7 protein-coding genes are annotated in these 14771 nt (G+C 70.1%); 1 reads left to right on the top strand and 6 read right to left on the bottom strand.

Annotation, left to right across the window (positions count from 1 at the left end):
• Positions 1–26: 26 nt before the first annotated feature.
• The 4 genes from BKN51_RS24705 to BKN51_RS24690 are packed head-to-tail and all read right to left on the bottom strand — an operon-like array spanning position 27 to position 12557.
• On the bottom strand, positions 27–2111 hold the full coding sequence (locus tag BKN51_RS24705; RefSeq protein WP_101609860.1) for a YrhB domain-containing protein: 2085 nt from the start codon (positions 2109–2111) through the stop codon (positions 27–29).
• Positions 2111–11827, bottom strand: a complete 9717-nt coding sequence (locus tag BKN51_RS24700) for a toxin glutamine deamidase domain-containing protein (protein ID WP_101609859.1) — start codon at positions 11825–11827, stop codon at positions 2111–2113. The genes BKN51_RS24705 and BKN51_RS24700 overlap by 1 nt, the downstream gene beginning before the upstream one ends.
• A 17-nt stretch (positions 11828–11844) precedes the next feature.
• Positions 11845–12189, bottom strand: a complete 345-nt coding sequence (locus tag BKN51_RS24695) for a hypothetical protein (RefSeq protein ID WP_146044289.1) — start codon at positions 12187–12189, stop codon at positions 11845–11847.
• A complete protein-coding gene (locus tag BKN51_RS24690; RefSeq protein ID WP_233223004.1) occupies positions 12186–12557 on the bottom strand; it encodes a YbaB/EbfC family nucleoid-associated protein in 372 nt (123 codons plus the stop codon). The genes BKN51_RS24695 and BKN51_RS24690 overlap by 4 nt, the downstream gene beginning before the upstream one ends.
• A gap of 116 nt (positions 12558–12673) precedes the next feature.
• On the opposite strand from BKN51_RS24690, the gene mycP reads away from it, so the two are divergent.
• The gene (mycP, locus tag BKN51_RS24685) at positions 12674–13954 is read left to right on the top strand and encodes a type VII secretion-associated serine protease mycosin (protein WP_101609857.1); all 1281 of its coding nucleotides are present in this window, start codon (positions 12674–12676) and stop codon (positions 13952–13954) included.
• Positions 13955–14084: 130 nt separating this feature from the next.
• Here mycP and BKN51_RS24680 read toward each other — a convergent pair whose 3' ends face one another.
• Both BKN51_RS24680 and BKN51_RS24675 read right to left on the bottom strand, forming a co-directional pair.
• Positions 14085–14396, bottom strand: a complete 312-nt coding sequence (locus tag BKN51_RS24680) for a hypothetical protein (protein WP_101609856.1) — start codon at positions 14394–14396, stop codon at positions 14085–14087.
• A gap of 4 nt (positions 14397–14400) precedes the next feature.
• Positions 14401–14703, bottom strand: coding sequence for a hypothetical protein (locus tag BKN51_RS24675; protein ID WP_146044290.1), 303 nt, complete (start codon positions 14701–14703; stop codon positions 14401–14403).
• Positions 14704–14771 lie beyond the last annotated feature (68 nt).

Genomic DNA, 14771 nt, shown 5'->3' with positions numbered 1-14771 from the left:
CCTGCGAACTCGCCCGCGGTGATCTGTCACAGCTCTCGTGGGTAACGCATCGCCCACTCCGCGGCGTAGCGCTCGTCCGCCGACGGCGGCTGCGCGGAGAAGTGCCAGAACGCGTCTCCGGCCACGGTCTCGACCAGGTCACGGGCGGCGAGCCGGTCGAGCCACTTTTCCGGCAGTCCTGGGATTCCTGCCCTCGATCCGGCGACGGCCCCGGCGATCGCGGCGGTGATCGCGCTGCCGCCGGAGCGGTCGACCGCGGCCATGATCGTCCACTGTGGATCGAAGAAGCGCCGGAACGCCGCGGTCATCGAGCCGCCCAGTGCGTCCACGGCGGAAACGCCCGCGAACGGCTCGTGCTGATCGGCGCGGACGTCGTCCCGTGCGCGCAGCGCGATGGACAGCGCCTCGGCCACCGATCCCGCTGTCGCGCCCGAGTCGATCAGCCGCCTCGCGAGGACATGCGGGGGCGCCGGTTCGGGCCGGAACAGCCCGGCGAACAGAGTCGCCATCGCCGCGGCGGCCTCGGCGGTCACTTCGTCGGCTCCGTCGCCGGAGACCAGCAGGCGGGCGACGCGTGGGGCCGTACTGCCGCACAGCGCGGCCACGATGCCCGGTACGAGGAATCCGGCGTCGTCGGCGCGACCCGGCAGCTCCGGGGGGATCGTGCGCAGTTCCCGGACTCGGCCGAGCCAGCTGCCGTCCCGCGCGTCCTCCAGGCGCCGCCTCGCTCGTACTCCGACGGTCATCAGCCCGCTCGGCACCGCCCCGCGATACGGACCGGGCAGCGCTCGCAGCAGGCCCTCCGTGCAGAACAGCAACCGCCGCGTGAGCGGGCCGATCCCGAGCTCCCCGGTCTCCACCGCCGATCCGAGCGACTCGCCGAGGGCGAACCCGGCGAACGCGCCGGCGACGCGATGCCAGGCGGACTCGCCGTCGGCGGCTTCCTGGCGGAAGAACTTGCCGCCGGTCGCCACGTGCGGGCGGATCCGGCCCGCCGCGTCGTATCCGGCGGCGAGCCCGTTGGCGTGGAGGTCGTCGGGCCAGTGCTGTCCGGTGAGGTCGTCCAGCGGGGAGCCGACCCCGGACGGGGACACGCCATTGCGCTGTTCCCAGGCCCGGCCGAGGACGAATCGTTCGCATTCCCGCGCCGACAGTTCATACCCGGCGGACCTGGCCTTGGCCGCCGCTTCCGCGAGCCCGGCCGCCGGTTCGGCCGCCCCCGACTCCGCTCTGATCCGCTCGGCCGCGACCAGTACGGACTCCGAGTACTCCGGTGAGACCTCCACTTCCCGGGTACGAGGGAGAAGTTCCGGCCAGCGCGCCACCGTGTCCGCCAGTTCGGCCGCGCCGACCGTGTCCGACGGGAACGAACCGGGATTGATCGACAAACCGGCTCCAGGGAACTCACGGACGAACGAGAGGACGTCCGTGCGCAGCCATTTCTCCGTACCGGGCGGCAAACGGCGCCGCGAGCCGAACACGCGCAGCGCGTTCGGCCTCTCCTGCCGGAACCCGGGAAGCGGCGTTTCGGTCCGGAAGTCGAGCGGGAGAAGGACTTCCGAACTCAGCAGCCCGGCGAGATAGCGCGGGCGGTCGTACCGGTCCGCCGCCAGCAGACCGAGGAGCCGGTCCGTCGCGGTTTCCATGGGCGAGTACCCCAGCCGTTCCGGACCGGGCCGGTAGTCCGGGTTGACCCGGATCTCGCCGGTCGCGGAACCGTCCGGAGCGTATTTGTGCCATGCCATCACGGCACTGGACGCGACGCCGAGGTACGCCACGCCGCTTCGCCGGAACTCCGGTTCCAGGATCTCCCGCCAGTCGTCCTCGCCCGCCACCGGCACCGGACTGCTCGGCCCGGTCCCGTCCCGGCCGGTGTCCGGACGGCGCAGTTCCCCGTCTTCACGCACGATCAGCGCCGGTTTCGGCACCAGCGAAGCCAGCCTGTCGCCGTCCAGCGCGCGGACCGTGTCGTAAGGCACGAACCAGCCTTCGGGGACACGCAGGACGTTCGCGAGATCGACCCGGACCGCGTACTCGCCGCTCGTCAGATCGGCGGACGAACCGGTCCGCAGCCATTCCTCGACCTTCGCGGTCGCTTCCTGCGCCTGCACTACGCACCTCGTTCTCGGGGGAAATGGAGCAGCAGAATCTGCAAGGGGAATTCCTCCAGCAGCGTCAGCCAGCCGGTGAGCGGGTCGAGGAAGACGACGCCGCCCGGATGGTGGGCGACCAGTGCCACATGCGATCCGGTCTTTTTGTCCTTCTGGTAGAAGAAGTTCACCGCCGCCAGCGAGCCGACAGGTCGAGCCAGCATGGCCGAGATGACACCGTCGTAACTGGCGTCGTCGACTTCCGTCCACTTCCCGCCGAGGTTGTCCGACACGTAGCTCAGCGTGGCGATCTGGTCTTTGAGTTCCACCGGAACCGGCGGTGCGGTCAGATCCTCACCGAGCAGCCTTCGCACGTAATAGACCACGGAGCGGGTGCAATTCGTGTGGAAGCCGAGCCGGTCGGCCCAGTCCGCGTAATAGCCGGGATTGGTTTCCGGCAGCTGGGGGAAGTGTTCCATGATGAAGGCGACGGCCTCCTTCCAGCGGCCGTCCACGGTATCCGCGTCCATCGCGGGCAGCGAATGGAGCGGCGTGTCGCGGAACATCGGCGAACCGTCTTGCGGCCCGGATCCCGGCGAAGGCGGGTACCGGTCGTAGGCGGGATGTCCGTTGTAGCCGAAGTCGGCGGAGAATTCCGGTAGCGAACGGAACACGGCGTCGCCGTGCGGAGAGGTCGTGACGATCTTCTCGCCCAGTTCACGACTTCTCACGGGTTCCGGCAGGTGGAGATTCCCGGTCGGCGCGTCAGGATCGGTGTAGGGCAGCAAAGCGATCCTGGTGGGCCTCGGCGGCAGTTCCATCAGCGCGCCGTCCAGCGGATCGAGGAACACGACCCCGTGCTTGTCCCGGCTCACCAGCGCGACGTGCTTGTTCTCCGCTCCCATGGGGGTCTTCGAATCCACGGCGATGACGGCCAGCGCGCCGACCGGCCGGTCGAGCATCGCGGAGATGACGCTGTCGTAAGCGGTGCCGTGACCGTGGTCCCACTCGCCGCCGAGCCGGTCGGAGACGTACCCCAGGCTCCCGAGCGCGGCGTCCTCCGGCCGGAGCGGCGGTGCGGTGACGTCTTCACCGAGCCGGCGGCGCTCGTGGTAGACCACCGTCCGGGTGCAGTTCGTCGTGTAGCCGGCGGCCACGGCGTCTTCGTCGTGGAAACCGGGGTTGACCTTGCCGAGCTCAGGATGGAACGTCTCCAGGTATGCCTTGACCTCGGCGGGACGCAGCCGCGCGGTCCCGGCGTGCAGGGCGCTCAGTTCGTTGAGTGGGGTGCTCCTGAACAGTTTCGCGAAGTCGTCGGGATGCCCCAGCGCCACGGGGTTCGCGCTGTTCAGTTCGTCGAGGGTGATCGGGCGGGAGCCCCCGGCGGAGTGGAGCATGACCGGACGTTTCCCGTTCGGCGGGAATTCCGCCCAGCCGTCGCCGGCGCCGTAACCTTCGACGACCTCCTGCCCGAACCGCAGCACGGTGCCGTCCGGCAGTTCGGTACGGCGGCCCAGCACGTGCAGGTCGGACACCGGGGCCGTCACCGGGGCGCCCAGCGCGACGGCGAACCGCCGCGCCCACGTCGCCGAACCGCAGGAATGCAGTCGCACCGGGCGGCCCGGCGTGTAGTACTCGCTGCGCAGCGTCGCCGCCGCGAGTTCTTCGGGGCTGGGGAGCGCGCCGTCGTCGTGCACGGTCACCACATACGGCCGGCCGGGATCCGGCCGGTTCGCCATCATCGTCCGGAGGTGCGCCTTCTGCGTCTCCGCGGCGGAGCCGACCGACATTCCCGACGGCGCGTACCGGACTTCTTGACCGTTGCCCAGCGCATGACCCGGAGAGAGAGGGGCCGCCTCGACCGGATTCCCCTTCAGCCCGGGGACTTTCAGCTTCTTGACGGCGAAGATGGCCTTCTTCAGGTCCTTTTCCGCCGCTTTCAACGCCTTGTCGTAGCCGGTGGACCCTCGTCCGCGGGGAGCGCTGACCTGCCAATAGTGGTGGAGAGCCCAATGCAGTTCGCCGAGCACCTGCCCCAGCTTCGCGTCCTGACCGGCGGCCTCACGCCATTTCGGCGCGCTTTCGCGCCGGTAGCGGTCGATGACCCGCTCGATCTCGTTGAGCGCCGAGGTGATGTTCCCGGCCCGGGCACCCGTCCGCCGCGTGGCGTTGAGCTGGTGATAGCGGGTGATCGCGTGCTTCAGCCCGGTGAGCGCGTCTCTGACCTCGTCGGTGGCCGGATCCGGCCACCGCCAGCCCGCCGCGGTCGCCTTCTGGTGACGCGCGATCGCGTTCCGCAGGTCGGTGACCGCGGCCCGCATCGCGGGGGCGGACGGTTCATGCCGCTTCGGATCTCGAAGAGCCTGATAGCGGTCGATGGCCTTGCGCACCCCGGCTTCGTCACCCGTCGAGCGTGCGCCGGGGGCGGCTGGCTCCCGATACCGGCGCACGGCCTCGTCCACGGCGCCGAGCGCCGCCCGCACGTCCGAGGTGCGGGGACGACGCCAGGTCGGGGCGCTCCGGTCCAGGTAGCGCCCGGCAGCGCCGTCCACTTTGGACAACGCGTCGCGAGTGGCCTGGACGGCCGCGGGCGGCTCGAGATACCTCGGTCCGTTCAGCTGGTATTCGTGCACGGCGTCGTTCAGCGCGGCGATCGTCGTCTGGGCCGGCCCGGCGCCGTACTCGCCGATGGCGTCGAGATGCGTCACGGCCCGGCCGGCGAGGTCGAGGACGCTCGCCAGCAGGCCCAGCCGCTTGGCCAGCGTCGACCAATCGCCCGAGCGGACGGCCAGCTCGGTCCGTTCGGCTTTGACCGACTGGATGATCTCGTCGAGCGCGGCCTTCGCCTGGTTCCGTACCGCCTGGTCGTGCCAGCGGTCGCCTTCGATCCGCAGCGGTCCGAGTTCGTCGAACGGTGTCGCCGGGGACTCGGTCTCGACGTGTCGTGTCAGCATCCCCCAGACGTCGGACAGCAGGGCGAGCACGTCGGTACGGCCTGCCCGCGCCGCGTCGTCCGCGATGGACACGAGGGGCTCGGTCAGCCGTTCGGTGAGGAACTCGGCGAGGGCGGTGGCGTCACGTTCGAACTCGGCGAACCCTTTCAGCGCGTCGGCGTCGGCCTTCTTGTTCCTCGCGGCCAGTTCGACCTGCCGATGCCGCCACTTGTCCCGGCCCACCCAGCCACCGGTGGTCAGCGCGGTGAGCGCGGCGACCGCGTAGGAGAGGTCGAGACCGAGCGCCAGCGCGGTGGCGGCGGAGCCCAAGCCGCCGAGAACGCCGAGGGCGCGCCAGATGTGCTTGTAGTCGGTCTTCGTCACCGAGCCCGGCCTTTCGGCGGGAATCGGTGAGGGCAGCGGAGTGGTTTCCACCGGTCGCGCCGGAACCGGAGCCACCGGAGCGGGCTTGCCGAACAAGCGGCGGAGCAGGCCCGGGCGCTGTGCCACGGCGTTGTCCGCCGCAGTACGGGCGGCGTCCACCGCGGCCAGCTGTGCGGCCAGCAGAGCCTGCTGCTTCGCTTGCTCCGCTTCGAACTTGGCCCTCTTGTCGACGGCCGTCCTGGCGACCTTGTTGATCATCTCGATCTTGTCCACCCGGCTGATCAACGGGATCGCCGGGAGCGCGAACAACGCCTTGCCGATGCCGTAGTCGAGCATGGCTTCGTAGAAGCTGACCGTGAACACCGCGTCCGCGTCGAGCGGCTTCGGTTGCGACGGCGGCACCGCCTGCTTCACGGTCTGGACCGGACCGTCGAGGCCTTCGGTCACGGTGGCGCTCATCGGCAGATCGGGGTCCGCGTGCGCCTGCCCGGGGACAGGGCCGGGCGCGTCGGGGACCGGCCGTCCGCTCACCGCGCGTACCAGGTCGCGATCGGCCTTGTCTTCGGCGTGGTAGGCCTCGGGCAGGAGCCGCCGGGCGTTGCGTTCGCCCGCCCGCAGCTCGGTGTTCACCTTGGTACGCGCCCGTTTCCAGTGCAGGAGCGGCGACACGATGGCCATCACCCCACCGCCGATGGCGAGCCCCAGCCGGGTCGACGTCGCCAGCTCCAGCACCGGGAGCATGCTCACGGCGACCGCCGTGGACGGTGGGACGCCGTACCGCAGATAGAAGTTCCGCAGTTTCTGGGTGCCGGACGAGCTGGACCCTTCCGGTGCCTTGACCGCGGCCAGATCCGGACCGTGCCCCTCGGGCAGCCCCATGCGCCGCAGCAGCAGGCGTTGCCGGTCGGTGGGCCGGAACACGCCCTCGAACTGTCGTTGCGCGTCCAGGTGTTTCCGCAGGGCGGCGATGGCCGCGTCGTCCCTGCTCTCGTGACCGCGGGTGAGGACGCCGGCGGTCACGGCGGCGAGGAAGGTGGTCAGCGTGGCGGCGATGGCCGCGGGCACGCTGCCCATGGCGGCGAGCACCCCGCTCGAGAGCAGGCCGGGGGCGACCGTGCCGCTGAACTGGGTGACGAGGTTGTCGACGGTGGTCGCGAGCCCGAGTTCGTCGTCGAGTGGGGCGAGCCGCCGCCACACCACCGATGCGGCCGGATGGTTCTCCAGCGTGGCCGCCCGGTGCGCGAAATCGGGATGGTTCGGATTCAGTCCGAGCTCGTCCAGGAGGCCGCCGAGCTCGTCCCGCAATCGTCGTTGTCGCCAAGGGTTCGCCCAGGAACGGCTGATCGCCCGGTCGAGCGCGGCGACATGCTTCAGGTTCTCGTGGTCGGTGGCGGTCAAAGTGGCCGGGCCACTGAGATCCCCGTGCCGGTCGAGGTAGCGCGGGGGAAACGCCGGGGTCGTGCCCTCGATCGCGAAGCCGGTCAGCCTCGTTTCGAGGTCCGCTCGCTGTTGCCCGGTCATCTTGCCGAGCACCTTGGGGAGTTTCCGCACGGCGGGCGGTTTCTTCTTGTCCCGCAACTGGGCGACGGCCGCCGTCAAGGCGCCGGCGGCGTTCAGTCCGCGGGAATGGATACTCGCGAGCGCCAGGCGTTCGGCGGCGCTCAGCTCCCGCCACACGGCGAAGGGAATTCCCGGCGGCGGCAGGGGTGAGGACGTCGGCGGGACGGCCCGGGCGCCCGATTCGGGCAGCCGGGCCGGAAGATCCGGGTCCGGACGCCCTGACCCGCCCAGCGTCACCGGCCCGGACGGATCCGGGGACGGCGGCGGGGGTGGTTCGGGTGGGTCCGGCGATTCGGGCCGGGGATACCTGGTCGTGAACCCGTGCGGATCGGCTTCGGAGGCTTCGACGACGGGGTTGCCGATCTTCGGGCCGCCCGCCACGGCCTCGCGGATCCGGGCCAGGTCACGTCCGTGGCTCACCCCGATCGCCAGCAGCTGCTGGAACAGCGCCGCTTTGTACTCCGGGGCGAGACCGCCGAACTCGACCTGGATGACGCGGTCCAGCTGATCCCAATCCCTTGCCATGGGCGACAAGCGCGGCAGATCCGAGACGTCGCGGCGCAGGTCTCGAGGCACGATCGACTTTTCCGCCTCGGCGCGCATCGCCTCGGCCACGAGAATTTCCCCGCTCCTGCCCTGGAATTCGTGAGCCACCCGGAAAAGGGTTTCGGCCCACAGCCGCGCGGCGCCTTCCCCGACGACGAGGGAAGCCGGATCCTGCAGTCCGTGCACCGCGAACTCGTGCATCATGGTGGTGAGGAACTCGGCCATCCCGAGCAAGGGGCGGATCAACCCGGTCCCGGAATCCGGCATGAACACGCCGTCGCGCCTGCTGTCGATCCTGAGCAGATCCCCGAAGATCCCGTCGACGTCCAGACCCGGGTAGCGCCGGTTCAGCGCCGCTCTGTCCAACGGCACCGCGAGAGCGGCGGCCCTGGTGGCGTAATCCAGTCCCGGCGCGCCGAAGATCGATTCGAACCAGTGCGCCACGATCGCCTGGGTCACGACATCGAAGTGGCCCGCCTCGGTGACCGAGGGCTGGAGAGTCCGCAGGCGATGGGGATCCAGCAGGTCGAACCGGATGACTTCGCGCCACCCGGGGAGGGGCGAATCGGCGTGCGCCCTGGCGTACTCGCGCAGGGATTCGCTGAACGCGCGCAGTTCTTCGAGCACCGGTCGCACGTCGTCGGTCCGGTTCGCCTCGGCGATCGATTCGCGGAGGCCGCCGGCCCGCACCACGAAGTCCGCCCACGCCGCCATCCGCCGCTGGAACTCGGCGGGTGAGATCCGGCCTTGCGCCAAGGCCCGCGCCAGCTGATCCCGGACCGCGGGTGCCGCGGCTTCGACCCGTGCCGGAAGGTTCGACGGCGAGGCGACGCCACCGGGCATGAGGAACGTCGTCGCGAGCCAGAGTTTCTTGTCGAGCGAGTATTCGGGATCGGACAGCAGGGTGACCAGATCGCGGTGGTGCTTCGGGTCACTTTCCTTGAGCTGATCCAGTTTGGCACGAAGCGCGGGAAGTTCAGGGGCGTAGTCGTCCATCGCCGCGACTTTCGACCAGTCCTCGGGAGTGAGATCCCGGTCGGACGCGATCCCGAACGCCACATTGTCGAGGTGCGCTTCCCGCGGGTGCTCCCGCGCGGCGGATTCGGCGGCGGCGTTCCACTCCTCCCAGGCGGCAGCGGCCTCCGCTCGCAGGGCGTTTCGTTCGGTGAGACCGTCGAGGTACTCCTGGAGACCCTGCGGCTCCGGCCACGGCACCTGCCACTTCGGATCGGACCAGCGCTCCCAAGGCCGGAACTCCGGTGCGGGCCTCTCCCTCGCGGCCCGGAGTGGATCCGCCGGAATCGACGGCTCCTTGGGCAGCTCCGTGATCTCCGGATCGCTGGGCAGTGCCCGGATCTCGGGATCCTTCGGCAGCTCGCGGATTTCGGTTCCCTCGATCGCCGACCGGACTTCGGGGTCCGTTGGCAGTTCCCGGATCTCCGGTTCCTTCGGCAGCCCCGGAATCTCGGGGAGAGCGGGCGCCACCGGATCTTTTGCGGGAGCGGGCGGGACTTCCGGGGACGGCCCGACGCCGGGGCCGGGTGTCCGCGGGAGAGCAGGTGGCGCGGGGTCGGGTTTCGGCGGCGTCGGCGCGGGGGATCCCGGACTCGGGTCGGCAGGCCGGCCGACCTTCGGCGGCTCTTCCCAGCCGACACGCGGCGACGCGGGGTCGCCGACCCGGGGCGGTTCCCCCCAGGCGACGTGGGATGGTTCCGCCCGGCCGATCCCCGGCGGCTCGGTCCAGCCGGGATTCATCCGTGAGGGCTCCACCGGTTTCCCCGGTCCGGTGCCGTGGCCCGGCAGGATCTCCTCTCGTGGCACCGGAGTCACCGTCATCGGGCGCAGGGGCTCCGGGGTGCCGTCCGGGTGCAGGATGACCGGTTTGTTCGGGATGGGTTCGGCGGTCCGCGGCTCGGGCCGCCCGGCTTCGCGCACCGGTGCTTCGACTCGGGCCTTGGCAGCGGCCGGAGCACTGTCCGGCCGCGGGGCCGTTTCGACGACCGGCTCGGCGACCCGCGGACGTGTTCCGAGCGCGACGCCGCCGCCGCGCGGGGCGGCGGCCTGTGCGGCACCCCCGGAGCCGGACGGTCGAGGCCCCGGCGAAGGGCGATCGGGATTTCCGGCTCCCGTGCCCGGCGAACCGTCGTCCCGTGGGCCGCCACCGCCGTCCTCGTGTGCTTTGCGGTACTCGTCCGGAAACCGTTCCCTGGCGAACTCGTCGAGTGACGTCCGCCGAGCCGGCTTCGGCGCGGGTTCGGGCCGGTCCGGTTCCGGAGTGTCGTGCCTGCCTGGTTCCTTGTTTCGGTTCGGGGTTCCGTCCGGGGTTTTGCCGCCGCCGGTCGGTGGGCCGCTTTCGGGATGTGCCCCGCGGTCGTGGAGTATTTCGTTCGACCGGAGGCCGCCCGGCCGGGCGGCCGCTTCGCCGGGTGCCCCGTGTCCGCCCCGGACGGATTCGGAGAACGCCATATGCCGTGACCACGCCTTGACGACGTGGTCCGGGTAGACGACGCCACCGGCGGCTCGCTGTGCTTCCTCGTAGAACTTCCGTTCCATCCTGGCCAGCTCGCGGTTTTCGTACAGCCGCCTGAGCTCCTCGGCGGACGGCTTGGCCGGCGTCCCGCGTTCCGGCCCTGGGGCGTCGGCCCGTCTCGCCGCGTCCCCCGCGGTCGTGTGCACCGGCGTCGTAGCCGCGGGTACTTCCCGGCCCGGCGCGCTCGCCGGTGCGTCGGCACTCCGGGTCTGCGCGGCCTCGGCGCCGTGCCCCGACGGCTGACCACTGTTGCCGTGCTGACCTTCGGCCCTGGTGGCGGGCGTGTGGTCCGCGGCCGTCGACGGCGGCGTGTCCCCGGGGGCGTCGTGGTGTGGTTGCGGTTGCCGTGGCTCGGGCGAACCAGGGGAGGGGTCATGACGGGCCGCGGGCGGCTCGGCGGCGGGAGGGACCGGATCCCGCCTGAGGCTTTCAGGACCGTCTGCTTTGGTCACCTGCCTCGGTTCGGTGTGCGGTGCCACCGGGGTTTCGTCGCGAAGCCGTTCGCCGTGACCACCGGACGGTTGCGAAGGCTGGTCCCGCGTCGGCGGAGGATTGTCGTGCGGCGGAGTCGGCTCAGGCCGGGTTTCGGGATGCGGGGTCTGCGGTGATGGCTGTTTGGAGGAGCCCGGCACGTGTGGTTCCGAGATGCCGGGGCCTCGCGGGCCGGTGGCGGGAGCGGGGGAGAGATGCTCGTCGATCAAGCGCCCGACTTCGGCGATGGCCCCGGGAGACAGGTTGAATTCTTCGCCCTTGGCGACCCTTCTCGCCTTGAGGGAATCATCGAGTTTGCCGATGACCTTGACCACCCCGTTGGTCAGGGTGAACCCCTTGATGCCCTCTCCGAGTTTGACGATCCCCGGGCGTTTGGCGATTCGGCCGGCGAGCTTGACGCCCGCGCCCACGCCGCGAGTCGGGCCGAACAGGCCGGCGACCATGCCGGTGGTGTAGCCGAGGGAATGCAGGGGAGCGTTGTCCCAATTCTCGTAGTCGACGAAGGCTTTGCCCGCATCGGCCAAGTACTCGCCCAGCACTCCGTCGAGCAGGCGCTTGTCGATCTGCCCGCCGAGCCCGCCCGGGATGGAGTACAACGCCAGCCCGGCGAGAAGTTTGTCCATATGGCCCCACGCCACCTGGGCGTTGAACGGCGACCAGCTGCCGTCCTCGCCGCGGCCGAACAGCCCGGCGAGTGCCTTCACCTGATCGACCGCCGAATCCCACAGTCCACTGAGGACGTTGTTGCTGGGTTCCTCCGGCCGGGGGATCGTGCTCGGGTCCTTGACCCACCCGGCGTGCTGTTCGAGGATCTTGAGGACTTCGGCCGCGACACCGCGGGCGAAACCCTCTTGGTTGCGCTTCGCCAGCCGCGGCAGGTTGAAGCCCATCGCGGTGTACTGCCAGCTCAGATCTTCGACGTAGTCCTTGATCGAGGTTTTGGCGCTCTTGAGGATTTCCGAATAGAAGTGGTACTCGGCGGCCATGCCTCGCATCGCTTCGGCGATCTGACGGAAGCCTTCCTCGCCGTTCGCCTTCGTGATGACGCGCCGCAGGAAACCGCCCGCCGCGTCCGGCCAGGTACCCCCTCCGCCCGGCTGGTGGATCTTGGCCGCGGCGGAGTCGGCGATGTCGATCGAGTCCTGGAACTCGGTCTTGGCCCTGGTCCACTTCGCGGACTGCTGTTCGGTGGTGGTCTCACTGTCCGGTGGCCATCCGGCGTTCGCGGGCAGCAGCTTCCGGACCGCGTCCCACAGGTCGCAGTCGGGTTCCTGGACGTCGCCGTCGGCCATACTCGTGGTGATCCCGTTCAGGAAAGCTGGATGAGGATGGCGTTGGCGGCCTCGGCGTCGCGCGCCTCGTAGGCCTTCACCAAATGCTGCCCGGCCGCGGCGATGTCGCGGTAGAAACGCGGGACCGAGGGCGCCGCCTCACGGATCGAAGCGTCCGCTCCGGACGTCCGGTTGTTGAACACGAGCCCGATCAGCCCGTGACCGAAGGTCCCGGGGCCGGGCAGCGTGGCCTGGATGTTCGCCCACGCCGTCGCGAGCTGGGTTCCTTCCGCGTCCAGCACGATCATCTGCTCGGCGGTGTCGATGGTGTACATGTCGACGACGTCGTCACCGTCGATGCTGACACGGTCCTCCATGCTCATCGCTCGCCTCCCGCGATCCGCCGGTCCAGTTCGTGCACTACGGGCCCGAGTCGCAGGTCGGCCGTCTCGGGTGTGACGCCGGCCGGGAAAAGGTCCGCGATGATGGCGAACCCCTCTTCGTGCGCGAGTTCGGCCGCACGATGGACGGTCTTGGTGATGGCCTGTGCCAGGCCCGTGGAGTCCGGGGTCCGGAAGACCCGCGGGTCGAGGCGCAGCTCCACCAGTTCGCCGTAGCCGCCGACGGTCACGCTGATGAGCTCGTCGTCGGATTCGGCGGTGGCCCGGATCTCGGCCATCCGCCGTTGCTGCTCGCGCAGACCCTGCTCTGTCCTCAGGTATCCGGCTTTCCTGTCGGCGAAGGTTTCCACCGTGCCTCCTCGTTCGGTCGGTACGAGTGTCGCCGGAACGAGGGTGCCGCGAGGTGGCGTGACAGGTTGCGGCCACTCCGGCGAGACCGGGCCCGTCCTGCCCGACGATTGCCGAAATGAGACGACTTCCGGCACTCGCGGCGGCCGGTGCGCTGGCCGCGGTTCATCTGGTCGGCGGGGCCGTTCCGGCGTCCGCGGCTCCACCGGCAGGGGTGTGTCACGATCCCGATCCCGCCCACGAGCGGATCCAAGCGCTCCCGTGGCCACAGCAGACGCTCGATCCGCAACGGGTCTGGCCGCACAGCAAGGGGGCGGGCGTGCTGGTCGCGGTGGTCGATTCGGGCGTCGACGCCGACCACCCGCAGTTGCGCAGACCGGGCAAAGTACGGACGGGCCGGGATTTCTACCTGCCCGGCGGGCTGCCCGGCTCGTTCGACTGCGTGTCGCACGGCACCGGGGTCGCGGGCATCATCGCCGCCGATCCGTTGCCCGGCATCGGATTCCACGGCTTCGCCCCGGACGCGGAGATCCTCCCGGTGCGGATCACCGACCGGGACATCAGCGATCGGGGAGAGTCGCTGCGGATCAACCCGGACGCGGTGGCCGCCGGAATCCGTTACGCGGCCGATCAAGGCGCTCGTGTGATCAATCTTTCGCTGGCGGGGTTCAGCGATTTCCCCGCCATCCGGGCGGCGGTGGCCCACGCGGTGGCCAGGGACGTGGTCGTGGTGGCGGCGGCGGGCAATTCACAGCAGAACGCGGCGGCCGGGCTACCGTCCTTTCCGGCCTCTTACGACGGTGTGCTCGGCGTCGGCGCGGTCGACCGCGCGGGGGCGAGGTTGGGAACCTCCCAGGTCGGTTCGTACGTCGGCATCGTCGCGCCCGGCGCCGAGGTGCTGACCGCGACCAGGGAAGACGGCCACACCCAGGTCGACGGAACGAGTTTCGCCGCGCCCTTCGTCGCCGCGACCGCCGCCTTGGTGCGCTCGGCGTGGCCGCACTTGTCGGCCGCGCAAGTGATCCAGCGGTTGAAGGCCACGGCCGATCCCGCGCGAGGCGGACTCGGCAGCGCCGCCTACGGCGCCGGACTGGTCGATCCCTACCGCGCGGTGACCGACGGCCTCGATCCGGAGAAACCCGCGGCGATGCCCGTTTTCGTGCCGCCACCTCCGGATCTCGCCGGACTGGAGAAGGCCGCGCGGATCGAGAAAACCGGGACCACGGCGAAATGGCTGACCGTCGCCGCGCTCGGTGCGCTGGTGCTGGCCGGGTTGGTGGCGGCGCTCGTCCCGCGGGGGAACAGGCGCCGTTGGCGGCCGGGCCGGGTGACCTCGGCGCCCGCCGAGCCGCGTGTGGCCGAACCGCCTGAGCAGGTTTTCCTGATCCGCGAACGGTGACCGAGGCTCAGGGGTGAGCGCCGGCGCACCTGCCGCGCTCACCCAAGAGTCCCAAGTACGTGAAGGCCCCCTTCACCGCGTCTAGCGCAATGAAGGGGGCCTTCACGTACTTGAAAGGAAACCGCGGGACTCAGCCCATGCCGCCCAGACGGTTGATCGACATGTCACGGGCGTTCACCAGCGAGTGGGCCCCGTTGGTCAGGGCGTTGCTCGTCCGGTCGTGACCGTCCCACTGCTCGTTGGCGAGCCGCTGGTTGAAGCGATCCTTCTCCACGACGGCCTGGCCATATTCGCCCTGGGCGCCTTCATAACTGAAGTTCTGGGCGCGCTGGTGCAGGAGATCGGTGTTGTCGCGCGCTTCGGCGCCGGTCTTCTTGGTGCTCTGAGCCGTATCGAGAGTCTGCCCCAGGTTGAGGGTGACCCTTTCCTGGTTGTGCGCCATCGTTCTACCTCCCGTAGTTGAATCCGGCCGCGGCCTCCGAGTCGGAGGACGCGTGAGCCTGCAGGCCGTAGTGGATTCCGTCGGCGGTATCGCTGTACTGGGTGCCCACCTTGGTGACCTGCGTCCCGAGCTGGTCGTAGGCGTCGTTGGCCGCGATGTTCATCCGGCCGCTGTTCTGCGCGACCATCGCCTGGGTGTTGCCGTTCAGCCGGTGTTGGCCGTCGTTGATCTGGCCGACCGAGTCGGTGATGAACGAAACCTGGCGCTGACCCATCCCGAGATCGAGATCGACGTCTTGATACGTCAAGGGGTTCTCCTTTCCTTTCTCCGGACCGACGATCACTGTCCTTCTTCAGCGAAGGTAGGCGGCGTGGC

The organism is Amycolatopsis sp. BJA-103, from assembly GCF_002849735.1.
Lineage (GTDB): Bacteria > Actinomycetota > Actinomycetes > Mycobacteriales > Pseudonocardiaceae > Amycolatopsis.
The sequence above is the reverse complement of the archived record's forward strand: the minus strand, read 5'-3'. Positions and strand labels throughout refer to the sequence as shown.